This window comes from Dactylosporangium maewongense (assembly GCF_039531485.1).
GTDB lineage: Bacteria > Actinomycetota > Actinomycetes > Mycobacteriales > Micromonosporaceae > Dactylosporangium > Dactylosporangium maewongense.
In genome coordinates this window covers 171,819-197,136 of the sequence record NZ_BAAAQD010000010.1, presented here as the reverse complement: position 1 = coordinate 197,136, position 25,318 = coordinate 171,819, and the positions used below count along the sequence as shown (strand labels likewise).

Sequence of the window (25,318 nt, the reverse complement as noted above, 5' to 3'; positions counted from 1 at the left end):
TTCCCTGCCCGATCAGGGCGGCTCGGAACAACCCGACCTCGCCCGCATCCAGCCCTCCCGCCCGATCAGGTCAACCGACCCGACCACGCGCGGACCGGCCTCCCCGCTCGATCAGGTCGACCGCCCCGACCACGCCCGCACCCGGCCCTCTCCGCCCCGACCACGCGCGGACCCGGCCCTCTCCGCCCCGACCTCGCCCGCACCCGGCCCTCTCCGCTCCGATCGGGTCGGCGGGGCCGACCTCGGGCGCACCCGGCCCTCCCCGCCCGATCAGGGCGGCCGGACCAACCCGACCTCGTACGCGAACACGACCGCCTGCACCCGGTCGCGCACCTCCAGCTTCAGCAGGACCCGGCCCACGTGCGTCTTCACGGTCGTCTCCGCCACGTTGAGCCGCTCCCCGATCTCCGGGTTGGACAGCCCTTCGGCCACCAGCAGCAGCACCTGCCGCTCCCGGTCCGTCAGGCTCGCCAGCCGCCGCAACACCTCGGGGTCCTCAACCGCCGGCGGCGCCGTCACGAACTTCCCCGCGAACCGGTCCAGCAGGCTCCGCGTCGCCCTGGGCGCCACCATCGCCTCACCACCCGCGACGGCCCTGATCGCCGCCAGCAGATCCCCCGGCGGCGCGTTCTTCAGCTGAAACCCGCTCGCCCCCGCCTGCAACGCCGCAAACGCGTCCTCATCCGTGTCGAACGTCGTCAAAATCAGCACCCGCGGCCCACCCGGCCGCGCACACAGCGCCTCGGTCGCCGCGATCCCGTCCATCACCGGCATCCGGATGTCCATCACCACGACGTCCGCCTCCACCCGCCGCAGCAACCGCAACGCCTCGGCCCCGTCACCCGCCTCCCCCACCACCACCATGTCTTCCTGCGCCGACAGCACCATCCTGAACCCAGCGACGATCAGCTCCTGATCGTCGACGATCACCACCCGGATCACCGGCCCCACCCGCCCCCGGCCACCATCCCGACCGCGCCTCCACCACCCACCGCGCCCACCTTCAGCACACCCAGCCCGCCGCCCCGGCCCTGCCGACCACCGCGCCCGTCTCCTCGGTGACCGTCTCCAACAACGCCCATCCCGACCTCATCCGCGCGCCCCGCGTCCGATCCAGCTCCGTCTGCACGCGCTGCGTCCACCACGATGCCATCCACTCGCACTGCATCTGCCTCGACCCAATCCGCGCGCATCGCACCAGCTCCGTCCGCGCGGGCCGCGTCCACCGCAACGCCATCCGCACGCACTACGTCCGTCCCGGCCTCATCCGTGCGCGCCGCATCCGCCTGACGTCCATCGGCGCGGGCCGTGTCCCCCGCGGTGCCGGCCGCTCGTGCTGCGGTCGCTGGGGCGTCGGCCGCCGGAGCGCTGTCGCCGTCGGCCGCGCCTGCCGGAGGCGTTGGCGGCTCGCTCTGCGGTACGGCCGGCGGTGGTGTCCTGGGAATCGTGGCGGTGACGGTCCACCCTCCGTCGAACCGCGGACCGGCGCTCACCGTCCCGCCGTGCAGCGCGACCCGCTCCCGCATGCCGATCAGGCCGTGACCGCCCGAGCCTTTCGCGGCGGCGGGCAGCCGGCCGCCGCCGTCGTCCGTGGCCTCGATCACGATGTGCTCGGGCGCGTACTCCAGTCGCAGGGTCACCTTCGCGTCCGGGCCCGCGTGCCGGAGGGTGTTGGTCAGGGACTCCTGCACGATGCGGTACGCGGTCAGCTCCTCCGCCACGCTCAACCCCGCCGGGGTGCCCACCGTCTCCAGCTCGACCCGCAGGCCGGCCCGCTCGACGAGCCGGTCGAGCTCCGCCAGGCCGACGCGCCGCCTGGACACGTCCCCCGCGCCGGGGGTCGCGCCCCGCAGGACGCTCACCACCCGGCGCATGTCCTCGAGGGCGTCGCGGCCGGTGGCGGCGATCGTGTCGAGGGCGTGGCGGGCCCGCGACGCGGACGGGTCGAGGGTGTACCCGGCGCCGTCCGCCTGGACGATCATCACGCTCAGGCTGTGGGCGACGACGTCGTGCAGCTCTCGGGCGATCGCGGCGCGCTCGTCGGCGGCGGCGAGGCGGGCGAGGTGGTCGCGCTCGCGTTCGAGGGTGGCGGCCCGCTCCTCGAGGCTCGCCACGTACAGCAGCCGGGTCCTCACCCCGTACGCGGAGAACCACACAGCGATGGTCAGCGTGCCGATGATCCACGTGATGGTGCCGAAGTTGTCGGTCCTGCGGGCCTCGACGGCGGCGCCGATGACGACGCCGATGCCCGCGCCGACGCCGGCGAGGATGCCCCAGAACAGCTGGCGCCGGTACTTGACGACGGCGAACATGGACATCAGCACCGCCATGTCATAGAGGCGCATCGCGTCGTCGAACAGCAGGTGCAGCGGCGCCGCCGTGTAGACGATGCAGGCGACGACCAACGGATAGCGGCGACGGGCCAGCATGGCGACCGCCATGACGAGCCCGATCGCGACGACGGGCGGCTCCAGCCCGCGCTCCATCACCGTCACGTACAGCACGGATCCTGCGAGGCCCCCGTCGAACAGCCAGGTCCTGATGCGCCGGAGGTGTTCGCCGTTCCACACGTCGTCCACGATAGGTCTTCAATCTGCCAGTGCTACGACGACTGCGACGTTTGCCGCTCTGCGTGACGGGAGGACTGCGGCGAGTGTGCCCGCGAGCGCCGCGAGCCCGACGAACGCTCCCAGCTGCCCGACCGGGACCGCGAGCAGGGTGTCGACCTCCCCGAACCCCGCATCCGCGGTGAGCAACCCGTAGACGAGGCCGAACGCCACCCCGACGACGGCGCCGGCCGCGGCCATCAGCACCGCCTCGGCGAGCAGCGTCACGCGGAGCTGCCCGCGGGTCAGGCCGAGCGCCCGCAGCAACGCGGACTCGCGGGTCCGCTCCAGTACCGACAGCGACAGCGTGTTGGCGATGCCGACGAGCGCGATGATCAGCGCCAGCGCGAGGAGGACGGCGATCACGGCGACGATCTGGTCGATCGCGTTGTTGCGTTCGTCGCGGAACTCCTTGAGGTCGCCGACCTGGACCAGCGGGTGCGCCGCGAGGGCGGCGTCGATCTGGTGGCGTGCGGTCGTCGCCGGTACGCCACCAGCGGCGCGGACCATGACGAGCGAGTCCCCGACGGCCGCCGGGAACAGCGCCCTGTAGTCGGTGTCGGTGACCATGACGTCGCCGACGAGCGTCGCGCTCTGGACCGTCGCGGCGACCGTCACCGTGATCGAGTGGCCGCCGGGACCGGTCAGCCGGAGCTGGTCGCCGACCCGCCGCCCGGCGAGGGCGTCGGAGCCGCTGGCCACGACGGCGGTCCCGGGCCGCAGGTCCGTCAGCCGCCCGGCGGCGACGACGGGCCGGAACGCCGTGCCGATCGCCGCCTCGTCGATGGTCCCGACGAGCAGCCCGCCGCCGGTGCTCTTCGCATTGTCCTGCCTGACCGCGACGACGAGGTCGAAGGCGGGATCGGCGCGCAGTCCCGCGGTCACCGCCGCCGGGACCGTCGCCGGCCGGTCGCCGCCGGTGACCGCGGGCGTGAGCAGGTAGTCGACGGGGAACGCCTTGTCGAGCTGAGCTTCGGCGGTGCGGTTGACGGTCGCGGCGATGGTGCTGCCGCCGGCCATCAACGCGACCCCCACGAGCAGCGCGGCCGTGGTCGCCGCCGTGCGGCCCGGGTTGCGCCTGGCGTTGGCGACGGCCAGGCGGACCGGCGCGCCGGCGAGGCGGCCCGGCAGCCATCCGACCGCGGACACCAGCGGCCCGATGAACAACGGCAGGAGCAGCAGCACCGCGAGGAACACGCTCGTGCCACCCACCATGACGATCACCATCGCGGTCAGCGGATCACCGGTGCGCATCCCGGCCACGGTCAGCGCGACCCCCGCGACGACGAGCAGCGCCGCGGAAATGACCAGTACGACCCGCCCGCGCCGGCTGCCACCGCGCCCGAACGGCGTGATCCGCAGCGCCGCGATCGGTGGCACCCGGGTCGCCCGGATCGCGGGCACCAGCGCCGACACGGTCGTGAGGACCACACCGAGGAGCAGCGCCACCAGTACCGGCGAAACACCGACAACCAGTCGACCGGTGGGCAGCCCGATGCCCGGCAGTGCCCCACCGCGGGACAGTCCGAAGCCGATCGCGAGGCCGACACCGATCCCGAGCGCGGCGCCCGTGAACCCGACCGCGGCAGCCTCGGCGATGACCCGCCGGAACACCTGCGCGCGGGTGGCGCCGACGCACCGCAGCAGCGCCGTCTCCCGCATGCGCTGGGCGAGCAGGATGTTGAACGTGTTGGCGATGACGAGCGCGGCGACGAGCACCGCGACGACCGCGAAGAGCTGCAACCCGATGAGCAGGCCGTCGATCTGGCTGAACGCCTCCCGGGCCAGGTCGCGCCGCAGCTGGTCGCCGGTGCGCACCTTCCCCGGCGCCGTGACGTGCGAGCGGACGGCGGCGGGTGCGGTACCGTCGGCGACGGTCGCGACGACCTCGCGGAAGCCGGCGGCGCCGGTGAGCCGCACGAGCGCCGGCCGGGTGAGCACGACCGTGGACGCGTTGCCGCCGTCGACGCCGGTGATGTCGACGATGCCGACGAGCCGGAACTCGTGCCGCTGCTCGTCGGCGCCCACCAGCGCGATGGTGTCGCCGACCTGGTAGCCGGTGCGCCGGGCGCTGCGGGCGTCGAGCGCCGCGTCGCCGTCGCCCTGTGGCAACCCGCCCGTGCGCAGGTCGAAGGGGCGCAGCTCGGCGCGGTCACCGACGTCGACGGCGTGGCCGGGCACGCCGAACTCGGTGACGAGACGGCCGTCGCGGTCGATGAGCGGTGCCTGCTCCGCCATACGGCCTTCGACGGCGGTGACGCCGTCCAGCCGACCGATCTCCTCCACTGTGGACAGTGGCAGGCGGGTGCGGTCGGCGGCGGTGACGGCGAGGTCGACGTTGCGGGCGGAGCGGGCGTATTCGTCGAGCAACGCGGCGCGGGTCGTGTCGCCGAAGATCATGATGCCGGCGACGAACCCGACGGCGAGCACGATGGCCAGCGCGGTGGGCACGAGGCGGCGCGGCCGCAGCCCGGACAGTGCGGTGCGTCGCATGTCAGGCCCCCAGCCGCTTGAGCAGGTCCAGCACGGCCTCGGGCGTGGGGCCGCGCAGCTCGTCGACGATGCGGCCGTCGGCGAGCATGACGACCCGGTCGGCGTAGGAGGCGGCGACGGGGTCGTGGGTCACCATGACCACCGTCTGACCCAGCTCCCGGACGCTGCGGCGCATGACGGACAGGACGTCGGCCCCGGCGCGGGAGTCGAGGTTGCCGGTCGGCTCGTCGGCGAAGACCACGTCGGGCCGGCCGAGCAGCGCCCGGGCGCACGCCACCCGCTGCTGCTGACCGCCGGACAGCTGACTGGGCGTGTGCCGCAGCCGCTCGCCGAGGCCGAGCACCGACACCACCTGCGCGAACCGCCGCTGGTCGGGTCTGCGGCCCGCGAGGTCGAACGGCAGCAGGATGTTCTGCTCGGCGGTCAGCGTCGGCAGCAGGTTGAAGGACTGGAAGATGAACCCGACCCGCTCCCGGCGCAGCAGCGTCAGTGCCTTGTCGGACAGGCCCGTCAGCTCCGTGCCGCCCAGCCGGACCGAGCCGGACGTCGCGGTGTCCAGCCCCGCGAGGCAGTGCATCAGCGTGGACTTGCCGGACCCGGACGGGCCCATGATCGCGGTGAACTCGCCGGCGGGAAACGCGACGCCGACGCCGTCCAGGGCGCGCACCGTGGTGTCGCCTGTTCCATACACCTTCACGAGGTCGGTCACTTCGACCGCGAGCGTCGTTGTCATGGGAGGCAAGGTAGGCGCGGCGCGGGTGCCGCGTCGTCGTCGTCAAGCACACCATGGCTGTCCTACTCAGGTCGGACACGGGCAGTTTCGGGTCGGCCCGCGGGAGGACGACACGGCAGCGCGGGCGGGGCTAACTTCGGCGGCACCGAGCGAGAGGATTCGCCATGCGCCACCTGTACTTGTCCCGCCGCCGACTGCTGGGGGCTGCCGCCGCGGGCGCCGGCCTGACCGTGTTGCCCGCGATGCCCGCCGTCGCCGCGCCGCGAGGCGCCAAGCCCGCGTTCCGGCTGCCCGCGCCGACCGGCCCGCACCCGATCGGGACGGTGCCGCTGCATCTCGTCGACCCGGCGAGGACCGACCCCTGGATGGCGCCCGCCCGGCCCAGGGAGCTCATGGTGCAGCTGTGGTATCCGGCCGCATATCCGGCCGGCCCACCGGCACCATGGCTGACCCCGGCCGAGGCAGGGCCCGTCGGCCGGGACCTCGCCGAGACGGTCAGCGGCGTCCAGCGGGACCTGCCCGGCCTGGCAGCGGTCCGCACCCACGCGCACACGGGCGCACCGATCGCCGCGCGGCGTGGCGGCTGGCCGGTGGTGCTGTTCTCACCCGGGTATGGCGCCGGGCGCAACTCCAGCGCGGCACTGGTGGAGGACCTCGCCAGCCGCGGCCACGTCGTGGTGACCGTCGACCACACCCACGACCCGATCGCCGTCGAGTTCCCCGGCGGCCGCGTCGAGCCCAACACGATCACGGCGTTGATCGCGCAGATCGAGGACCCGGCCCAGTTCGACACGTTCGCGGCGAAGATGGTCGCGGTCCGCTCCGCTGACCTGCGGTTCGTGCTGGACCGTCTGGCGACCCTCGACGACGGCGGCAATCCCGACGTCGAGCGGCGCCGCCTCCCGGCCGGGACCCGCGGCTCGTTGCGCCTGACGCACGTCGGTGCCCTCGGCCACTCGCTCGGCGGCGCCACCGCCGCCCAGGCGATGCACGACGACCGTCGGATCCGCGCGGGAGTCAATCTCGACGGCGCCTTCTACGGTACAGACGCCGCAGCGGGACTCGACCGGCCGTTTCTGCTGTTCGCGGCAGGTGACACCGACCGCGGCAACACGCCGGGCTGGGGTGTGTTCGCCGACCACCTGCGCGGCTGGCACCGCGAGCTGAGGATGCCCGGCGCGCGGCACCTGGCGTTCCACGACTCGGTGCTAATGATCCCGACGCTCGCGGCGCTGCCGGGCGCGCAGACCGGCGACGCCTACGGGACGATCGACGGGCCGCGGGTGGCCGCGGTCGTCAGGGCGTACGTGGGCGCGTTCTTCGGCCTGCACCTGCGCGGATCCGGCGCTGACTGCGGGCTGCTCGACGCGGCGTCGCCGCGGTATCCGGAGATCGGGTTCGTGGCATGAGCGGGCATTACCGCGGCGCGGTGCTGGAGGACTTCACCGATGCGGCCGTCGCCCGGCTCGTCGCCGCCGACCGGGCCGGGTTCTGGCGGACCTCGGAGCACGCCCCCGACGAGCTCGTGGACCGGCTCGCCGACAGGGTCGCCGGGTCGCCGCCGGTCGAGCCGTGGCGGCACCGGCCGCGCGCCGACCTCGACGCAGCGCGCGTGGAGCTGCTGCTCGGGGCCGACACGGACCGGTCGCTGGCGCGTCTGGGGCAGCTGGCCCGGTCGTCGGGCGCGGTTCGCCAGATGTGCGGGGCGCGGGGCGTGTGGGTGCCGGCGGACGGCCCGGCGAGGCGGCGCTACCTGCCGCAGGCACGGACGATCGTGACGGCCCGCACGGCGGATCCGCGGTTGGAGGCGTTCGTCGATCCGGGAGCGGTGTTCGGGGATCCGCGCGGGCTGGGCTGCGCGCTGCCGCTCTCGGTGCCGCTGCTGGTGAGCGACGCGCTGCTGCCGGCGGCCGTGCGGGGCGGCGGGCATGCGTTCGTGATGAGCCTCTGCTCGGAGTGTGACGCCGACGAGGACGTGCGGGCCGGCTACGGCTGGGCGTCCGGGATGTTCGACGAGGAGCGCGTCGAGTCGTGCCCCGGCTATCCGCCCGACGGCAGTCCGGAGCCGCCGCGGTTGCGGCTCGCCCCGGCCGGCGAGCGCCGGTGGGACGACGTGGGGCGGCTCGGTGGGCGGCCCGCGTGGTCGCAGGCGTCACCGCAGTGGCCGGACTGCTGTGGCCGGCCGATGTGGTTCGTCGGGCAGCTCCAGACGGGCGAGTTCGGCGGCGTGGGAGGCGCGATCTTCGGGTTCCGTTGCGAGTGCGGTCATGCGGCCCAGTCCCGCCAGCTCACCTGAGCACCGCGGGCGTCGGCGACCGGCCGGCCGTGGAGCTGCGACCGCGGTCGGGGCGCCGTGCCGGCCGCGCCGCGCCGCGAGGGAGTCGGCAGCGCCCGCGGCCAGGTGCCATGCCGACCAGGCCGCGACGGGATGGGCCCGCCACCGCAGCCGGAACGGGGATGGGCCTGCCAGCGCGGGCCGCAACGGGGGTAGGCCCGCCACCGCGGTCGGAAGGAGGTGAGTCTGCCACCGCGGGCCACGACGGGGGTAGGCCCGCCACCGCGGTCGGAAGGAGGTGAGTCTGCCACCGCGGGCCACGACGGGGGTAGGCCCGCCACCGCGGTCGGAAGGAGGTGAGTCTGCCACCGCGGGCCGGGACGACGGTGGGCCCGCCACCGCGGTCGGAAGGAGGTGAGTCTGCCACCGCGGGCCACGACGGGGGTGGGCCCGCCACCGCGGTCGGAACGGGGTGAGTCTGCCACCGCGGGCCGGGACGACGGTGGGCCCGCCACCGCGGTCGGAAGGGGGTGAGTCTGCCACCGCGGGCCGGGACGGGGGTGGTTTGCCACCGCGGGTCGGGACGCCATTCCGGCCGGGGCATGACGAGAGTCGGCCTGCCACCGCGATCCAGGCGCCAGTCCTGGGGTCGCGACCGCGGGATGGCGTCATGCCGGCCGGGGCCCGCGACGAGCTAACGGCCTGCCACCGCGATCCAGATGCCAGACCTGGGGTCGCAACCGCGGGATGGCGTCATGCCGGCTGGGGCCCGCGACGAGCAAACGGCCTGCCACCGCGATCCGGGCGCCGCGCCAGCTGGGGTCGCGACACGAGTCGGACTACGGTCGCGGCCCAGACGTCAGACCCGGGCCGCGACCGTGGCACAGGCGCCGTACCGGCGCGGGCGCCACATAAGCCGGCCTGGCGCCACGATCCAGGCGCCAAACCCCGGGGCACGACTGTGGTCCGGCGAGGCCGTGGTGAGTGTTGGCCTGGCGCCGTCGTCCGGGCACCGTACCGGCCGGGCCGCGACATGAGCCGGGCTGGCGCCGTGGTTCTAGCGCCGCACCGGTCAGGCCGCGGCACGGAGATGGCCTGGCGGCGCGGGGGCGAAGGGTGTGTCGACCGGGGCGCGGCCGGGGGTGAAGCGTGGTCACCCAGGGGCGGTGGTGAGGCTTGGGCCTGCCCAGCCGCGTGTGGTGGCGTTCATCTCGGGACCTCCTTGGGTCGGAAACCGGTCGGAGGCAAGCATCGCGGCTGGGCGGGGGGTGGCGCATCGGGAATTCTGCCTGGGGAACTGCGGCGGGGGCACCCATGTTCAGTCCTGGAGGGTGCCGGCGAGCAGGCCCCGCATGAAGAAGCGGCCGAGCATGACGTAGAGGGCGAGTGTGGGCAGGCTCACGAGCAGGGCACCGGCCATTGCCTGGCCGAAGGGGACGGACTGGCCGCCGGCGATGTTGTTGAGGGCGATCGTCACCGGCCAGGAGTCGCGGCTGGTCATCATGGCGCCGAACATGAAGTCGTTCCAGGAGGAGGTGAACTGCCAGATGATCGCCACGGCGAAGGCGGGTTTGGCGAGGGGGACGCCGATGTCGACGAAGCTGCGCAGGATGCCGGCGCCGTCGAGGCGGGCGGACTCGAGGAGCGTGTTGGACATGGCGACGAAGTGGTTGCGGAAGATGAGGGTGGTGATCGGCAGGCCGTAGATGATGTGGATGAGCATGAGGCCGGCGAGGCCGCCGGTCGGGTCGTTGCCGCCGCGGAGGCCGACCGCCGTCATGGTCTGCGAGACGGGGATGATCACGGCCTGGTAGGGCACGAAGATCCCGAACAGGATCAGCGGGAAGACGACGTTGGCGAAGGGGAAGCGGATCTTCGACAGGACGAAGCCGTTGGCGCAGCCTAGGAGGGCGGAGAGCAGGCTGGCGGGGATGGCGAGGGAGAGGCTGTTGCGGAAGCCGGAGGCGAGCTTGGGCCAGACGAGGCCGAAGTTGTCGAGCGACAGGCTCGTCGGCAGCTCCCAGATCCGCGTCGCCGACACGTCGACGGGGTCCTTGAAGGACGTGACCACCAGAACGTAGACGGGGAGCAGGAAGAAGCACGCGAGGGCCCACAGCACGACGTACCGCACGACGCTGCGGCTGCCGGCGGCGGCCTTCGACGTGGCGGGCGGGATCGGGTCGGAGACCACGTGCCGGGGCACCGTGGCGGTGGCGCGGACCATGCGGACTACCCCCGTTCCAAAGGCAGGACGAAAAGCGAGACGTGAAGCGGGACCAGGAGCGGGACGACGTGCCCCAGAGCAGTGGTTGGCATGGAAGTCACCGCCGTTCCGTGCGGAGGGCGTACCAGACGTAGGGGCCGACCACGAGGGTGACGCCGACGAGGAGGACGGTGGCGATGGTGGCGCCGCGGTCGTAGAAGCCGCCGTCGAAGGTGGTGAACCACATGTAGAGCGACGGGGTGTCGATGCGGAGGTTGCCCTGGTCGAGGGCGTACAGCAGGTCGAAGGTCTTCAGCGAGATGTGGACCATGATGAGCAGGGCGCTGAAGGTGACGGGCCGCAGCGCGGGGCGGACGACGTGCCAGAAGACCTGGGTCTCGCTGGCGCCGTCGAGGCGGGCGGACTCGCGGAGGGCCTCGGGGACTCCGCGCATGCCGGCCAGGAAGAGGGCCATGACGTAGCCGGAGAGGGCCCAGCCGGCGGGGAGGGCGACGGCCGCGATGGCCCAGACGGAGTCGGACTTGTGCCAGTCGCTGCGCAGGAAGTCGAGGCCGATGACGGTGAAGAGCTTGTTGAGGCCGGCCGTGTCGCCGCCGGAGCCGTTGTCGAGCAGCCAGCGCCAGACGATGGCGGTGGCGATGAAGGAGATGGCCATCGGGAAGAGGAAGACACCGCGGAGGAAGCCTTCGCCGCGCACACCCTTGTCCAGGAGCATGGCCATGAGGAAGCCGAGCAGGAGGGAGCCGCCGACGAAGACGACGGTGAAGACGACGAGGTTGCGCACGTCGGCGTGCCAGCGCTCGTCGCGGAGCAACCGTGAGTAGTTGGACAGGCCGACGAAGTGGTAGGAGGGCGAGAGGCCGCGCCAGTTGGTGAAGGAGACGCGGACGTTCCAGCCCAGGAAGCCGTAGACGAAGATGCCGATGAGGATCAGGGACGGCGAGACGAGGAGCAGCCCGGCCAGCCACGCGGGGCCGCGGTGCTTGCGGCGGCGGATCGGCGGCGGGACGAAGGGGACGTGCGGCGGTGCGTTGGAGTGCCGCGGCACGTGGACGGGGGCGGTCATCGCGTCTCCTGGAACTGCTGCTGCACAGTGCTGGCGAACTTGCCGAGGTCGCCGTGCTGGACGAACAGGCCGAGCGCCGAGTCGATCTCCGCGTTGTAGGCGTTGTTTGCCACGACGCCGTGGGCGAGGGAGCCGACGATGCGGGTCTTCGGGTCGCGCCACTGCTGCAGGGTCCAGCCGAGGTAGCCCTTGTAGAGATCGGCCGAGGCGTCGGTGCGGGCGGGGATGGAGCCCTTGAGGGGGTTGAACAGGTTCTGCCCGTCGGCGGAGCCGCACTCGATGAGCCACTTGCGTGACAACGAAGGGCTGCGGACGCCGGTGGGGAGGGTGAAGGAGTCGGAGAGGAAGTCGTAGACGCCTTCGGTGCCGGGCGAGGTGGCCACGTCGTAGCCCTCGCGCCACTGCAGCTTCTTCGACTGCTCCAGGTAGGAGGAGCTCCAGTCCCCCATGACGGCGTAGACGGCGGAGCCTTCGATGACCCTGTCGAGCTGCGGCTGCCACTCGCCGGCCGCGGAGCGGACGTCGGAGTTGGCGAGGACCTTGCCGAACATGTCGAGCGCCGACGTGACCTGGGGCGAGGTCCACCTGAGGTCGCCGGAGAAGAGCCGCTCGTAGGAGTCGGCGCCGAGCTCGCCGAGCAGGACGGTCTCCATGAGGTGCTTCTGGGTCCACTCAGGACCGACGGCGAGCGGCACCTTGCCCTTGCCCTTGATGACGGCGGCCTGGGTCAGGAAGTCCGACCACGTCTTCGGCGGACCCGCCAGGCCGAGCTCGCGAAGGACGCGCGGGTTGAACCAGATGAGGTTCGCGCGGTGGATGTTGACCGGGACGGCGTAGATCTTGCCGTCGATGGTCAGGTTGTCCAGCAGGCCCTTCGGGAAGACCTTCCGCCAGCCCTGCTCCTCGTACAACGTTGTCAGGTCCTGGACCTTGCCGGACCGGACGTCGTCGAGCAGCTCCAGCCCGGCGTGGCGCTGATAGGAGTCGGGCGGGTCGTTGGCGAGCAGCCGGCTGGCCAGAATCGCCTTGGCGTTGGAGCCGGCACCGCCGGAGACGGCGGCGTTGACGAAGCGGATGCCGGGATTGGAAGCCTCGAAGGCCTCGGCCATCGCGGCCAGGCCCTCCTCCTCACCGGGTCCGGTCCACCATGAGTAGACCTCGAGCTGGTCGTCGCTCGCACCGCCGACGGTGAACATCGACAGTGACGCGAGCAATGACACGACGAGCAGCGAGATGATGGCCAGGCGGCCCTTCCACACGTCGAACCTCCGTGGCCTCGCTGGCGGGCGAATCCGGGTCACTCATGTTGTCGAGTGAACCTAGTGCTCACGGAAGTCGTTTGGTGATGAACGTCCGGTTCGATCAACTGCGTCATCCGGGGGATAACCCAGGACGCACGGATGACTTATATCACAACCCAAAGTATGGTTCGATCCGCCGAATAGCCCGAGGTCAGACCACGACCTCGGGCTATTCGTGCCAGATGGCAAACAGCAGTGGGCTAAAGGCTGTATGCCTCCACTTCGGACAGTTGGCCGGCGGGCCAGCCGCTGTTCGCGGTGATGGTGATCCGCAGGTACCGCACGTTCCCCGCCGGGAAGGAGAGGATCGCGGTGTTTCCGGTCGCCGGGTCGAAGGCCACGACCGCCGAGCTCCGGAGGATCGCGCCGGTCGCGCCGTCGGTGATCGTCACCGTCTGCGTGCGGGCCGCCCACGCCGTCGACGGGGGCAGGCGCAGCGTGACCTTGCCGACGGACACGGACGAGCCGAGGTCGACCTGGATCCACTGCGGGAAGGCGTTGTTGACGCTCTCCCAGTAGGTGTTGGCGTTGCCGTCGACGGCGTTGGCGGAGCCGTACGCCTGGGTGTTGGACGACTGCGTGGTCGGCCGGCCCAGCGCCAGGTTCTGCCCGCTCGCCGAGGCGCCCTGCCCGGACAGGACCACGCTCAGCGTGGACGTGCCGTAGGTGACGGTCAGCGAGCCGGTCCGGGTGCCGGTCGCGGTGGGCCGGAAGGTGACGTTGACGGTGCAGTTCGCCCCGGCCGCGATCGACGTGCCGCAGCCGCTCGCGATCGTGTAGTCGCCGGCGACGGTGATCGAGGCGACGGACGCCGCGGCGGTGCCGGTGTTGCTGATCGTCACGGCCTGCGCCCCACTGAACGAGCCGACGGTCGTGGCGGCGAAGCTGAGCGACGCGGGGTTCGCGGTCAGCGTCGCCGTGCCCGCCGACACGCCCTTGCCGGACAGCGCCACCGAGGCCGACGAGCCGCCGTACGCGACGGTCAGCGAACCGGTCCGGTTGCCGGCCGCGGCCGGGTGGAAGGTGACGGTGACCGTGCAGTTGGCGCCGGCGGCGATGACCGCGCCGCACGTGGTCGTCCGGGTGAAGTCGCCGGTGGCGGTGATCCCGGAGACCGTCGCCGGGCCGGTGCCGGTGTTGGTGACCAGCACCGTCTGCCAGTCGCTGTTGTCGTTGACCGTGGTGTCCTCGAACGACAGCGACGTCGGGCTGAGCGTCAGCGCGGGGGTCCCGCCGCCGGATCCGTACACCTCCAGGCTCGACACCTGCCCGGCCGGCCAGCCGGTGTTCCCGGTGACCTGCAGCCGCAGGTAGCGCACCGAGGCGGTGACCGGAATGTCCGCCATATTCCCAGAAGCGGGGTCGAACACCACGTCAGCCGCGGGCCGGAGGATCGCACCGGTGGCGCCGTCGAGGACCGCGACCGTCTGCCGCCGGGCAGCCCACGCGGCGGCGGGCGGAAGACGAAGCGTCACCTTCCCGACCGTCGAGGTGGTGCCGAGGTCGACCTGGATCCACTGCGGGAACGCGTTGTTGGCGCTCTCCCAGTACGAGTTGACGTCGCCGTCGACCGCGTTGGTCGCCGGGTAGCCGCCCTGCGCGCTCGACGAGGTCACCGGCTTGCCCAGCGCCAGATTCGTGGTGCCGGCGGTGACGCCGGTGCCGGTGAGCTGCACGAGGACCGCGCCCTGCCCGTCGTCGCCGGTGATCGAGTACACCGCCGACTGCGCCCCTTGCGTAGTGGGCGTGAACGTCACCGTCTGGTGGATGATGTCGCCGGGCGACAGCTGCTGCCCCTCGGACACGGGCGTGGTGGTGTTGAACGCGCCGACCGGCGGCGCCGCCTTGGTCAGGGTCAGCGTGATGTTGCCGGTGTTCGCGATGTCGAAGACCGCGGTCGCCGTCTGCCCGACCGGCACCTGACCGAACTGGACCGGGTTGGGCGTGATCGTCAGCTGCGGCGCGCCGGTGACGGCGGTGCCGGTGACCGGGACGGTGACGGAGCCGGCGCTGCTGGTGACGATGAACGTGCTGCTCGCCGCCCCAGAAGCAACAGGCGCGTACCGGACGGAGACCGACACGGAGGCGCCCGCGGCGAGGGTCGTGCCGGTGGCGGGGACGCCGGTGGCGGTGAACGGCGCGGCCGGCGGCGTGAAGCCGGTGATCGTCACCGCGGACGTGCCGGTGTTGGTCACGCTGACGCCGAGGGTCTTGTTGGCCCCGGTCGGCACGGTGCCGAAGGACAGCGTCGACGGGGTCGCGCCGAGCCCGGTCCGGGTGCCGACGCCGTGCAGGTCGAACGGGACCGTGCCGGCGCTCGTGGTGAAGGTCAGGCTGCCGTTGACGCCGCCGGTCGCGGTCGGCGTGAAGCGCACCGGCACCGCCAGGGTCTGGCCGGTCGTGAGGTTCACCGGCAGCGTGGGCACCGTCGCGGCGAAGGGCGCGGCGGTCGCGATCGCGGTGATCGAGACGGCGCGGGTCGCGGTGACGGTGACGGTCGCGGTGGCGGTGCTGCCGACCTCGACGCTGCCGAAGTCGGTGGGCCCGCTGGTCAGCGCCGCCGTGGTCGGCCGGCCGAAGCCGATGAGGTGCCCGTCGCGGGTGCCGACGAAGACCCGCCCGCCGTCGGTCGCCGGGGTGACGAACTTGGTCGCGACCCCGATCGGCGCGCTGTAGCGCAGGTTGAGCCGGCCGTTGACCGGCAGCGCGTCGTAGGCGCGCAGCTGGCCGTTGGCGCCGCTGGACCCGTCGCTGTAGACGGCCCACACGACGGCGCTTCCGGAGGTGGTACCGGTGGACGTCACGACCGGTGAGCCCGAGGTGTAGCCGAAGGTCGACGCGCTGGTCCCGGCGGAGGTGAGCACGGGCAGGCCGGCGCCGTTGACCCCGTACTTGAACGCGCGCAGGAAGCCCTGGTTCTCGACCTGGTACACGTAGCCGCCGTCGCCGCCCCAGAACGCGGGGTGCCCCCAGACGCCGTTGTACGGCCCGGCCGGCGGGCCGACGGACGCGTCGCCGCCGCCCGGTCCCTGCGCGTTGCCGCCCAGGTTGTCGCGGTCCAGCAGGTACACGCGGCCGTCCTTACCGGTCTGCACCAGCAGCTTGGGGTGGGCGGGGGTGCCGAAGCCGGCGGGCAGCGCCATCGGGCCGCCGGAGCCGAAGTCGGTGTCGTCCTGGTCGAGGCGGCTGTTGTTGAACGGGCTGAAGAAGTCCTTCGCGGTGAGCGAGCCGTCGCCGTTGACCTGCAGCCGGATGATCGACTCGGCGAGGGTGCCGGGCGGGCTGGTGCCGGGGCCGGGCGCGGGCGAGACGCCGTTGCCGGTGGAGACGATGATCCGGCCGGGGCCGTCGGAGACGAGGCCGCCGCCGGACTGCCAGATGCCGGCCATGCCGTTGCTGCGGCCCGCCTCGGTGGACCACAGCGTCGTCATCTGCGGCGTCGTGGTGCGCACGCCCGCGACGTAGCCGACGTACGGGCCGTAGTCGCAGTGGCTGGCGAACCCGGCGTAGACGACGCCGTCGAGCAGCAGCAGGCCGGGGCGCTGCGCGGCGGTCTTCGGGTTGAACGTGTTGCCCGGGTCGTTGGTCGGCGAGCCCTGGATCGTCACCGGCCAGCCGGCCCGCTCGACGCCGGTCGCGGGGTTGACCGAGTGCAGGTAGAAGTGCGGGTGGTCGGCGTCGGGGCCGTCGTTGACCTTCGCCATGAAGAACACGGCGTTGGTCGCCGGGTCGTAGACGGGCGTGCTCGTGATGCCGATGTTGGGCACCAGGTCGCCGCAGCCGATCGCCGACGCGGGCCACGCCGGCCCGACGCTGCGCGACCAGTTCACGGCGCCGGTCGCCGGGTTGAGCCCGTAGACCCAGTTGTTCTCCGTGACGGTGATCAGGGTGCCACCGGCGACGATCGGCTGCGCGTACACCTGACCGTTGACGGTCGCCGAGAACAGCTGCCCGAAGTCGGAGGCGGACACGGCCGACGGCGCCAGGCCGGGCTCGTTGCTGTCCCAGCCGGTGCGCAGGTTGTCGACCGAGACGGTGGTGATGTCGGCATTGGACGGTTGGGGCGCGATGACCACCAATGCGGACAGCGTCAGCGCTGCCGGCAGAAGGCGGATGAGGGCACGACGCATGACACGCTCCTGGCGGGGAACGGCAACGATGAAGGATCGAACCGTAACTTGGTCGATCCTTCACCGCAAGATGCTGACTGCCCTATGAAATTTTGCGACGCCCCTATGTCAACGTTGGAACTGCCGCGCGACCGGCCAAAGCGGCCGGTCGAACAGGATTCAGCGGGGGCCGTAGCGCTCGGCGGCGCGGACCTTCGCCTTCGCGGCCTCGATCTTGCGGTCGCGCGGCGGCGAGTTGGTGACGAGCTGGCCCAGCAGCTCGCGGGTCGCGGCCGTGACGGCGGCGACGGCGGCGTCGAACGCGGCCTGGTTCGCCTGCGAGGGGCGGGTCATGCCGGCGACCTTGCGCACGTACTGGATGGCGGCGGCCTCGATCTCGTCCTCGGTCGCCGGCGGCTCGAAGTTGTTCAGTACCCGGATGTTCCTGCACATGCCTCCACCATGCCAGGTCGCGGGCCGGCCGTCAGACCCGCCAGGGTCGCGGCGACGTCCGGCGGCGCGGGCATGGCGGCGATCTCGTCGCGGATCCGCCCGGCGCGGCGGGTGACGGCGGAGTCGGCGAGCAGCGCCCGGACGGCGGCGCGGACCGCGGCCGGGGACCGGTCGGCGAAGGCGACGGTGCGCGCGACCCCGGCGGCCGTCAGCCGGTCGGCGATGCTGAACTGGTCGCACATCTGCGGCAGCACCAGCTGCGGACGGCCCGCACCGAGCGCGGCCATCGAGCTGCCCGAGCCGCCGTGGTGCACGAACAGGTCGCAGGTCGGCAGCAGCACGTGATGCGGCAGCCAGCCGGCGCGGCGGGCGTTGGCCGGCAGGTCCTCGATGCCGTGCACGCCGGCGCCGCTGACGACGACCTCGATGTCGAGGTCCCGCATGCCTTCGACGGCGGCGGTGAGCCCGTCGACGCCCTCCGGGATCGGCACGGTGCCCATCGAGACGCAGACCCGGGGGCGCACGCGCGGCGCGAAGAGCCACTCCGGCAGCGTGCTGGCGCTGTTGTACGGGATGTACCGCATCGGCAGCCGTACACCGGGATCCGCCGACGACGGGCCCAGCGACGGCGGGCAGGTGTCCACGGTCGCCAGGGGCGCGTCGGTCGGCTGGGCCACGCCGAGGGTGTCGGCGAGGCGCAGCAGCGGGTCGGCGATGTCGGCGAGCGCGGCGCGGTGGACCGCGTCGGGGACGGGCAGCCCCCAGTGGTGCAGCACCCACGGGATGCGCAGCAGCGTGGCGGCGAGGGGCGCGGCGTATTCGACGGGCTCGGTGACGATGAGGTCGGGCCGCCACGCGCGGGCGAGGGCGACGACGTCGGGGCCGGTGCGTTCGGCGATGGCGGCGAAGACGGCGAGGTCGAGGGTGTCGTTGCCGCCGAGGCGCAGGTGCGGCGGCCACAGCTCGAAGAACGACGCGTCGCCGCCGACGACGACGTGGCTGAGCCCGGCCCGGCGGATCTGCTGGCCCATCGACTGGGGCGCGGCGACGAGGACGTCGTGGCCGCGCAGGTGCATCGCCCACGCCAGGGGCGCCAGCGCGTACAGGTGCCCCGGCGCCGGGTTGATGGTGAACAGCACCCGCATCAGCATGCCTCTCGGTTCACGACGGGGAGATCTTCGATGCCGCGCAGCATCGTGCCGGGCGCGCGGAAGCGCGGCGGGCCGGCCAGGCGCAGGCCCGGGAAGCGGCGCAGCAGCATGGGGAACAGCACCCGGGCGTGCGTGCGGGCGAGGGCCGAGCCGGGGCAGTAGTGCCGTCCGGTCCCGAACGACAGCGGCGGCCGGGCGGTGCGCCGGGTGATGTCGAACGCGTCGGGGTTCCCGGTGTACGAGGGGTCGCGGTTGGCCGCCCCGAGGATGCCGAGCAGCGCCGTGCCGGGCGGGACGGGCACGCCGCCGAACTCGCACGGCTCGGTCGCGATCCGCACCGCCACCTGCACCGGGGGGTCGAAGCGCAGGATCTCCTCGACGGCCCGGTCGGCGAGCGCCGGGTCGTCGCGCAGCGCCGCCGCCTGCGCGGGGTGCTCCAGCAGCAGCCGCGCGCCGAGCGTGATGAGGCTCGCCGGGGAGTCGTAGGCGGCGCCGTAGAGCAGGGCGAGGTCGCCCTGGTACTGCTCCCCGCCGCCCGGCCGGTGCTCGCGAACCAGCCCGAGGAGGCCTTGCTCGTGGGCCGACCCGGGAAGTCCTTGCTCGCGGACCGACCCGGGAAGCCCTTGCTCGTGGGCCGGCCCGGGGAGCCCGTCGCCGGCGAGCGACGACAGGGTGTCGATGATCGTGTCGCCGGCCGCGGCCATCGCGGCGCGCTGCCGGGGCGTCATGAACGGCTCGAACGCGGCGCTCCCGGCGCGGGCGGCGGCCCCGAGGCGCAGCGCGTCGGCGTCCGGAATGCCCAGCAGCCGCCCCGTGACCAGCGAGGCGAACGGCACCGCGACCGCGTCGGCGAGGTTGACCGTCGCCCCGCCCGCCAACTGTGCGGCGAAGTCGTCCAGTACCGACGCGGCGACGGCGACGACGTCGGCCTGCTGCACGGGACAGCGGCGCGGGGTGAGCCGCCGGGCGAGGGCGGTGCGCAGCGGCAGGTGCGCGGGGCCTTCCCGCCAGCCGAACGACTGGTAGAGGCAGCGGACGAGCCGGTGGTCGCGCCAGGTGGGGGTGAGCAGCTCGGGCGCCTCGCCGGCGCTGACGAACGCGGCGTCCTGCAGGAGGCGGGCGCAGTCGGCGTACCGGGTGAGCACCACCGCCTCCGTCTTGCCGGGCAGCTGCACGGGCAGGACCGGGGCGACCCGGCGCAGGCGCTCGTAGGCCGGGTACGGGTCGGCGTGCGCGGACGGGCGGACCAGGTCCACGAACGTCCGCAGGGCGCGCCGCCGGTCGGTCCCGGCCCAGAACCGCAGCAGCGCCTCGGCGGTGACGCCGGGCCGCTCGAGGTTGGGGCTGTGCGAGGCGCCGTCGATGACCGCGAGGGTCGCGCCGGCCCGTTCGGCGTAACCGGCGAACTCGGCCGCCGACCACAGCTTCCGGTCCCGGTGCCCGTGCATGACCAGCAGCGACAGCCGGGTGGCGCGCAGCTCGCCGGCGCGGTCGGACTCCCCGGCCAGGGCGGCGAGGGCGCCGCGGACGAACGCGGGGCGCATCAGCCGCAGCCGGGTCCGCCAGAACTCGCGCCGGGCGACGTCGTCCTCTGGGACGAGCCGCCGCACGACCGGCCACATGACGGCGTTGCCTTCCAGCGACAGCGTGTGGTCGAAGCCGCCGAGGATCTTGCGGTGCTTCGGGCCGTCCATGCCGGGGCCGCTGCCGATGAACGCGGCGGAGCCGAGCCGGCGCGGCTGGGCGAGCGCGGCGGCCCGGACCACGAACCCGCCGTACGAGTGCCCGACGACGTGCGGCGGGTCGGCGCCGCCGACGGCGTCCAGGACGGCGATCAGGTCCTCGGCGTGCCGGCGGATGCTGTGGTCGTCGGTGCGGTCGTCGTGATAGTGGCCGCGGTAGTCGTACGCGTAGGCGCGGTAGCCGGCGGCGGCCAGGGCCGGCAGCAGCGGGAGGAAGTCCTCCTTGGAGCCGATCAGGCCCGGGCACAGGACGACGGGGACGCCGGTGTCGGCGGCCGGCGGCGGCAGCGCGCGCAGCGCCGACACGGCACCCCGGGCGGTCTCCAGCACATCGTCACATACCGTGGTCACCGCATCACGGTACGGTACCTTTCGGGCATAACCGGCATTACACGCCGATGAGCGTCCAGGCGCGGGACCCGCCGCGGACCCCCGCCTGGTTGGCGACCAGCCGCACGTCGTCCGGCATCGCCACGACGAGACGCTCGGCGTTGCCGCCGCCGAGGTACAGCCGGTCCCAGCGGAACACCGGCCGCAGCCCGTCGACGATCCGCAGCACCCGCCGCGACCACCGCCGGTCGCCGAGCCGCCGGCGCTCCAGCTCGCCGAGGAAGTCGTCGTAGGTGCGGCCCCTCGAGTACGGCGCGTGCGACAGCTCCAGGTGCGGCGCCAGCCGCCCCTCGTCGAACAGCGCGCTGCCGAGCCCGGTGCCGAGCGTGAGCACCAGCTCCAGGCCGCGCCCCTCGACGAGCGCCGCGCCGTGCACCTCGGCGTCGTTGAGGACCAGGACCGGCCGGGCGAAGGCGCGCCCGAGCTCGGCCCGCGCGTCGAACCCCTTCCACAGCGCGAACAGCTCCGGGTCGACCGGGGTGTGCGGGCCGGCCTCGTTGACGTAGTGCGGGGTGGCGACGACGACCCCGTGCCGGATCATCCCCGGCAGCCCGACGGTGACCCGGTCCGCCGCCGGCAGGCCCTCCGCGATGCCGAGCAGCACCTCGACGAGGCGGGCGGGCGGCAGCGGGTACGGCGTCGGCACCCGCACCGGCTCGCAGCACAGCGTGTCGGTGTCGTCGACCACGGCGGCCTTGAGCCCACCGCCCCCGCAGTCGATCGTCAGCGTCGTCACCATCCCAGGATTCTGCCTCGGCGCACCCGGGCCGCCGCGACGCGACAGGACACTGCACAGACTTCGCAGAGTTTACGGCGACAGCGGTTGACAGGCTACATCGTGTCATCTCTGATGCCGCGCCTGCCCCGGGTGACGGCCGGGTGAAAGCGGCCCTCGGCGCCGGCGGTGCGGTTTAGCTTCGACGGCATGACCGCCACGAAGATCATGCTGGACGAGGACGAGATGCCGCGTCGCTGGTACAACCTCATGGCCGACCTGCCGGCGCCGCCCCCGCCGGTCCTGCACCCCGGCACGCTGGAGCCGGTCGGCCCGCAGGACCTGGCGCCGCTGTTCCCCATGGCGCTGATCGAGCAGGAGGTCACCCAGGAGCGGTACGTCGACATCCCCGACGACGTGCTGGAGGTGTACCGCCTCTGGCGCCCGTCGCCACTGTTCCGCGCGCACCGCCTGGAGAAGGCGCTCGGCACGCCGGCCCGGATCTACTACAAGTACGAGGGCGTGTCGCCGGCCGGCTCGCACAAGCCGAACACCGCCGTCCCGCAGGCGTACTACAACGCGGCCGCGGGCATCCGCCGGCTCACCACCGAGACCGGCGCCGGCCAGTGGGGCACGGCTCTGGCGTTCGCGGGCGCGCAGTTCGGCCTCGACGTGGAGATCTGGCAGGTGCGCGCGTCGTACGACCAGAAGCCCTACCGCAAGATGATGATCGAGACGTTCGGCGGCACGATCCACCCGTCCCCCTCGGACCGCACCGAGGCGGGCCGCCGCGTCCTCGCCGCCGACCCCGGCTCGCCCGGCTCCCTTGGCATCGCGATCAGCGAGGCGGTCGAGGTCGCCGCCGCCCGCCCCGACACCAACTACGCCCTCGGCAGCGTCCTCAACCACGTGCTCCTGCACCAGACGATCATCGGCGAGGAGGCGCTGCTCCAACTGGCGAAGGTCGGTGCCACGCCGGACGTCATCGTCGGGTGTACCGGCGGCGGCTCCAACTTCGCCGGCCTCGCCTTCCCGTTCCTGCGCGAGAAGCTGGCCGGCCGGATGGCCCCCGTCATCCGCGCCGTCGAACCCGCCGCGTGCCCGTCGCTGACGAAGGGCGTCTACGCCTACGACTTCGGCGACACCGCCGGCATGACGCCGCTGATGAAGATGCACACCCTCGGCCACGACTTCATCCCCGACCCGATCCACGCCGGTGGCCTGCGGTACCACGGCATGGCGCCGCTCATCTCGCACGTCTACGACCTCGGCCTCATCGAGGCCGCCAGCAAGACCCAGCGCGAGTGCTTCGAGGCAGGGGTGCGCTTCGCCCGCACCGAGGGCATCATCCCCGCCCCGGAGCCGACCCACGCCCTGGCCGCCTGCATCGAGGAGGCGCTGCGCTGCAAGGAGACCGGCGAGGAGAAGGTCATCCTGACCGCCCTGTGCGGCCACGGCCACCTCGACCTCCCCGCCTACGGCCGCTACCTCGCCGGCGACATGGTCGACAAGGAGCTCTCCGACGACGCGGTCGCCGCCGCCGTGGCGCAGCTGCCGAAGGTGCCGGCCTGACGGGTCATGGCCGCTCGAAGTCGCCGAGGCCGCTGCCCGCCGGCTTCCCCGCGAGCCGCGAGATCAGCGCCGACCGACGCCGGGGTCCGGGCATGCGCCACGCTAACCCCGCCCCGTTATCGGCGTGTTACGACCGGCCCGCGGGGAGCGCGCTCTCCGCGGGCCGGTCGCGGGCGTCAGAGGCCCGAGTTGAGCGCGGTCATCAGGGTGCCGGACGTGGTGTCGCCGGACATCTCCCAGATCATGCCGCCGAGCAGGTTCTGCTGCTTCACCCAGGCGGTCTTCTGCGCGATGGACCAGGTGTCGTCGAAGGTCCACCACTGCCCGCCGGGGCCGGTGTAGCAGGACGTGGCGATCGACTGCACGTCGTGGTAGACGGTGCAGTTGGGCACCATCGCCAGGAGGTTGGCGTAGCCGCGGGTGCCGGCCTCCTCGGCGAACTGGCCGGGTGCGGCCCCGGTGGCCGTCTGCCACTCACCGTTGGTGGAGCCGGCGGCGACGCCCTGCCAGCCTCGGCCGTAGAAGGCGAAGCCGACGGTCAGCTGGCGGGGGTTGACGCCTGCGGAGGTGTAGGCCGCCACCGCGTTCTGGACGCTGAAGGTGAAGGAGTACGGGTCCTGGGCGTCGCCGTACAGGTTGCCCTGGTGGCCCGTCCGGTTGGGCTCCCAGGAGTTGTCGCTGCCGGCGCCGTGGAAGTCGTAGCCCTGGACGTTGGCGAAGTCCATGTAGTCGAAGACGCTCGGGGTGCCGTCGGTGCGGCTGATGTCCCAGCCGGCCGCGATCTTCGCCGGGTCGGCGGGGGTGAAGGCGGTCAGCAGGTAGCGCTTGCCGGAGGTGGCGCTCAGCGCGTCCATCTGCCTGCGGAACTCCGCGAGGAGCAGCGTGTTGTTGGCCTTGTCCTGCGCGCCCCAGTGGTTGCCGGCGTGGCCCTCGGCGCCGGGCCACTCCCAGTCCAGGTCGATGCCGTCGAAGATGCCGGCGGCCGAGCCCGCGCCGCCCGCGTTGTTGTAGGTCGGCAGGTTGCCCTTGAGGTACATGTCGATGCAGGAGCGCACCAGCTTCTCCCGCGAGGCCGGGGTGGCGGCCGCATCGGAGAAGTACTTCGAGTAGGTCCAGCCGCCGAGCGAGATGAGCACCTTCAGGTTCGGGTACTTCGCCTTGAGCTTGCGCAGCTGGTTGTAGTTGCCGCGCAGGTTCTCCCAGCCGGTGTCGGCGACGCCGTCGACGGACTGGGCGGCGCTGAACGGGCGGCCGTAGTCGGCGTCCGCGTCGCCCGCGCCGGTGCCCTGGTCGGGGTCCTGCGGGTTGGCGGTGGTGCCGCGGGTGACGCCCTGCAGGCAGGTCAGGTTGACCGGGTCGAGGTTGGCGAACGCGTAGTTGAGGTGGGTGAGCTTCGCCGCCGCGCCGGACGTGTCGAGGTTCTTCACGAAGTACTGGCGGCCGTAGATGCCCCACTGCACGAAGTAGCCGACCTTGGCGTAGTTGCCGCCGCCGACCGCGTCGTCCGTGGTGACGGTGACGGCCGCGCTGGCGGGTGAGGCGTTGTCGTAGGTGTCGCGGGCCTTCACCGTGAACGTGTAGGCCGTCAGCGGCGCCAGTCCGGTCACCGTCGCCGTCGTCCCGGTGGCGGTCGTGACGAGCGTGCCGCCGCGGTAGACGTCGTAGCCGGCGATGCCGCTCGGGTCGGTGACCGCGTTCCAGGCGAGCGTGACGCTGACCGAGGTCTTCGCCGTGCTGCGCAGGTTGCCCGGGGCCGGCGGCGCGGTGGTGTCGTTGGCCGGGTTGAGCGTGGTCGCGGAGACGGCGGCGCTGTCGGCGGACACGTTGCCGCGGGTGTCGCGGGCCCGCACCGTGAAGCTGTACGCGGTGTTCGGCGTGAGCCCGGTGACCACGGCCGACGGACCAGTGGAGGAAGCAACCACCGTAGAGCCGCGGTAGACGTCGTAGCCCGCGATCGGGAAGTCGGTCGCCGCGGGGGCGGTCCACGCCAGCGACACGGTCTTCGTCGTGCGGCCGGTGACGGACAGGCCGGCGGGCGCGTTCGGGGCGCGGTCCGGGCTACCGTCGCACTTGTTGCCGTTGATGCGGCAGTTCAGTGGTTCCGCGTTGGTGCCGGTGGCGATGAACCAGAAACTGTACGGCTCGGTGTTGCGTCCGGCCGCCACGGTCCCGTTGTAGTGCGCGTTCACGACCGTGACGTGGTTGCCGGTCCGCGTGACGGTGCCGTTGTACCCGGTGCCGACGTTCAGCCCGGCCGGCACGTCGAACTCGAGGGTCCACCCGGTGATCGAGGCACTGGTCGGGTTGCTGACTGTGTACTTGTCGACCCAGTAGGTGCCGTAGTCCGCGGCGGAGAACGCGGCGGTGAGCCCCGCGGGAGCGGCGTGCGCGGTGCCGGGTATCGCTACCGCGGCGGAGACGGTGAGCAGGATGGCTGCGAAGAGCCTGGTGGGGTGCACTCGTGCCTCCTATTAGGAAAGTTTCCTAA

16 protein-coding genes are annotated in these 25,318 nt (G+C 72.8%); 3 read left to right on the top strand and 13 right to left on the bottom strand.

The window, feature by feature from the left end; translation table 11 throughout:
- Positions 1 to 270: 270 nt before the first annotated feature.
- The 4 genes from ABD332_RS25395 to ABD332_RS25380 are packed head-to-tail and all read right to left on the bottom strand — an operon-like array spanning position 271 to position 5,832.
- Complete coding sequence (locus tag ABD332_RS25395; protein ID WP_344504601.1) at positions 271 to 942, bottom strand: response regulator; 672 nt, start codon at positions 940 to 942, stop codon at positions 271 to 273.
- Complete coding sequence (locus ABD332_RS25390; protein WP_344504600.1) at positions 939 to 2,579, bottom strand: sensor histidine kinase; 1,641 nt, start codon at positions 2,577 to 2,579, stop codon at positions 939 to 941. The genes ABD332_RS25395 and ABD332_RS25390 overlap by 4 nt, the downstream gene beginning before the upstream one ends.
- Before the next feature lie 9 nt (positions 2,580 to 2,588).
- Positions 2,589 to 5,099, bottom strand: a complete 2,511-nt coding sequence (locus ABD332_RS25385; protein ID WP_344504599.1) for an FtsX-like permease family protein — start codon at positions 5,097 to 5,099, stop codon at positions 2,589 to 2,591.
- A 1-nt stretch (position 5,100) separates the two neighbouring features.
- Positions 5,101 to 5,832, bottom strand: coding sequence for an ABC transporter ATP-binding protein (locus ABD332_RS25380; RefSeq protein WP_344504598.1), 732 nt, complete (start codon positions 5,830 to 5,832; stop codon positions 5,101 to 5,103).
- A gap of 164 nt (positions 5,833 to 5,996) precedes the next feature.
- Between ABD332_RS25380 and ABD332_RS25375 the strand changes: the two genes are divergently transcribed.
- Entirely contained in the window at positions 5,997 to 7,241 is a 1,245-nt protein-coding gene (locus tag ABD332_RS25375) for an alpha/beta hydrolase family protein (protein WP_344504597.1), read from the top strand.
- The gene (locus ABD332_RS25370) at positions 7,238 to 8,128 is read left to right on the top strand and encodes a hypothetical protein (RefSeq protein WP_344504596.1); all 891 of its coding nucleotides are present in this window, start codon (positions 7,238 to 7,240) and stop codon (positions 8,126 to 8,128) included. The genes ABD332_RS25375 and ABD332_RS25370 overlap by 4 nt, the downstream gene beginning before the upstream one ends.
- Positions 8,129 to 9,425: 1,297 nt before the next feature.
- Here the strand turns inward: ABD332_RS25370 and ABD332_RS25365 are convergent.
- The 8 genes from ABD332_RS25365 to ABD332_RS25330 all read right to left on the bottom strand — a co-directional run bounded on the left by ABD332_RS25365 (position 9,426) and on the right by ABD332_RS25330 (position 21,282).
- A complete protein-coding gene (locus tag ABD332_RS25365; RefSeq protein WP_344504595.1) occupies positions 9,426 to 10,331 on the bottom strand; it encodes a carbohydrate ABC transporter permease in 906 nt (301 codons plus the stop codon).
- 97 nt (positions 10,332 to 10,428) lie between these two features.
- On the bottom strand, positions 10,429 to 11,397 hold the full coding sequence (locus ABD332_RS25360) for a carbohydrate ABC transporter permease (protein ID WP_344504594.1): 969 nt from the start codon (positions 11,395 to 11,397) through the stop codon (positions 10,429 to 10,431).
- Positions 11,394 to 12,656: an ABC transporter substrate-binding protein gene (locus ABD332_RS25355; protein ID WP_344504593.1), complete on the bottom strand. Its 1,263-nt coding sequence runs from the start codon at positions 12,654 to 12,656 to the stop codon at positions 11,394 to 11,396. Before ABD332_RS25355 ends, ABD332_RS25360 begins: the two co-directional genes overlap by 4 nt.
- Positions 12,657 to 12,898: 242 nt before the next feature.
- Positions 12,899 to 16,828 carry a choice-of-anchor D domain-containing protein gene (locus ABD332_RS25350; RefSeq protein WP_344504592.1) on the bottom strand — a complete coding sequence of 1,310 codons (3,930 nt, stop codon included), beginning with the start codon at positions 16,826 to 16,828 and terminating at the stop codon, positions 12,899 to 12,901.
- A gap of 159 nt (positions 16,829 to 16,987) precedes the next feature.
- Positions 16,988 to 17,260, bottom strand: a complete 273-nt coding sequence (locus ABD332_RS25345; protein WP_344504591.1) for a DUF2277 domain-containing protein — start codon at positions 17,258 to 17,260, stop codon at positions 16,988 to 16,990.
- The gene (locus ABD332_RS25340; RefSeq protein WP_425552282.1) at positions 17,236 to 18,399 is read right to left on the bottom strand and encodes a nucleotide disphospho-sugar-binding domain-containing protein; all 1,164 of its coding nucleotides are present in this window, start codon (positions 18,397 to 18,399) and stop codon (positions 17,236 to 17,238) included. Before ABD332_RS25340 ends, ABD332_RS25345 begins: the two co-directional genes overlap by 25 nt.
- A 5-nt stretch (positions 18,400 to 18,404) precedes the next feature.
- Positions 18,405 to 20,504 (bottom strand): alpha/beta fold hydrolase, encoded by a 2,100-nt coding sequence (locus tag ABD332_RS25335; RefSeq protein ID WP_344504590.1) that lies wholly within the window; start codon positions 20,502 to 20,504, stop codon positions 18,405 to 18,407.
- A gap of 37 nt (positions 20,505 to 20,541) precedes the next feature.
- On the bottom strand, positions 20,542 to 21,282 hold the full coding sequence (locus tag ABD332_RS25330; protein WP_344504589.1) for an ROK family protein: 741 nt from the start codon (positions 21,280 to 21,282) through the stop codon (positions 20,542 to 20,544).
- A 186-nt stretch (positions 21,283 to 21,468) separates the two neighbouring features.
- On the opposite strand from ABD332_RS25330, the gene ABD332_RS25325 reads away from it, so the two are divergent.
- Positions 21,469 to 22,830 (top strand): TrpB-like pyridoxal phosphate-dependent enzyme, encoded by a 1,362-nt coding sequence (locus ABD332_RS25325; RefSeq protein WP_344504588.1) that lies wholly within the window; start codon positions 21,469 to 21,471, stop codon positions 22,828 to 22,830.
- A 176-nt stretch (positions 22,831 to 23,006) separates the two neighbouring features.
- Here the strand turns inward: ABD332_RS25325 and ABD332_RS25320 are convergent, their stop codons facing one another.
- Positions 23,007 to 25,289 carry a glycosyl hydrolase family 18 protein gene (locus ABD332_RS25320; RefSeq protein WP_344504587.1) on the bottom strand — a complete coding sequence of 761 codons (2,283 nt, stop codon included), beginning with the start codon at positions 25,287 to 25,289 and terminating at the stop codon, positions 23,007 to 23,009.
- Between the last annotated feature and the right edge of the window lie 29 nt (positions 25,290 to 25,318).

Excerpts from the sequence above, each read along its gene's own strand:
- ABD332_RS25385 (WP_344504599.1), bottom strand. The coding sequence starts at position 5,099 with ATGCGACGCACCGCACTGTCCGGGCTGCGGCCGCGCCGCCTCGTGCCC.
- ABD332_RS25380 (WP_344504598.1), bottom strand. The coding sequence starts at position 5,832 with ATGACAACGACGCTCGCGGTCGAAGTGACCGACCTCGTGAAGGTGTAT.
- ABD332_RS25375 (WP_344504597.1), top strand. The coding sequence starts at position 5,997 with ATGCGCCACCTGTACTTGTCCCGCCGCCGACTGCTGGGGGCTGCCGCC.
- ABD332_RS25370 (WP_344504596.1), top strand. The coding sequence starts at position 7,238 with ATGAGCGGGCATTACCGCGGCGCGGTGCTGGAGGACTTCACCGATGCG.
- ABD332_RS25365 (WP_344504595.1), bottom strand. The coding sequence starts at position 10,331 with ATGGTCCGCGCCACCGCCACGGTGCCCCGGCACGTGGTCTCCGACCCG.
- ABD332_RS25360 (WP_344504594.1), bottom strand. The coding sequence starts at position 11,397 with ATGACCGCCCCCGTCCACGTGCCGCGGCACTCCAACGCACCGCCGCAC.
- ABD332_RS25350 (WP_344504592.1), bottom strand. The coding sequence starts at position 16,828 with ATGCGTCGTGCCCTCATCCGCCTTCTGCCGGCAGCGCTGACGCTGTCC.
- ABD332_RS25345 (WP_344504591.1), bottom strand. The coding sequence starts at position 17,260 with ATGTGCAGGAACATCCGGGTACTGAACAACTTCGAGCCGCCGGCGACC.
- ABD332_RS25330 (WP_344504589.1), bottom strand. The coding sequence starts at position 21,282 with ATGGTGACGACGCTGACGATCGACTGCGGGGGCGGTGGGCTCAAGGCC.
- ABD332_RS25325 (WP_344504588.1), top strand. The coding sequence starts at position 21,469 with ATGACCGCCACGAAGATCATGCTGGACGAGGACGAGATGCCGCGTCGC.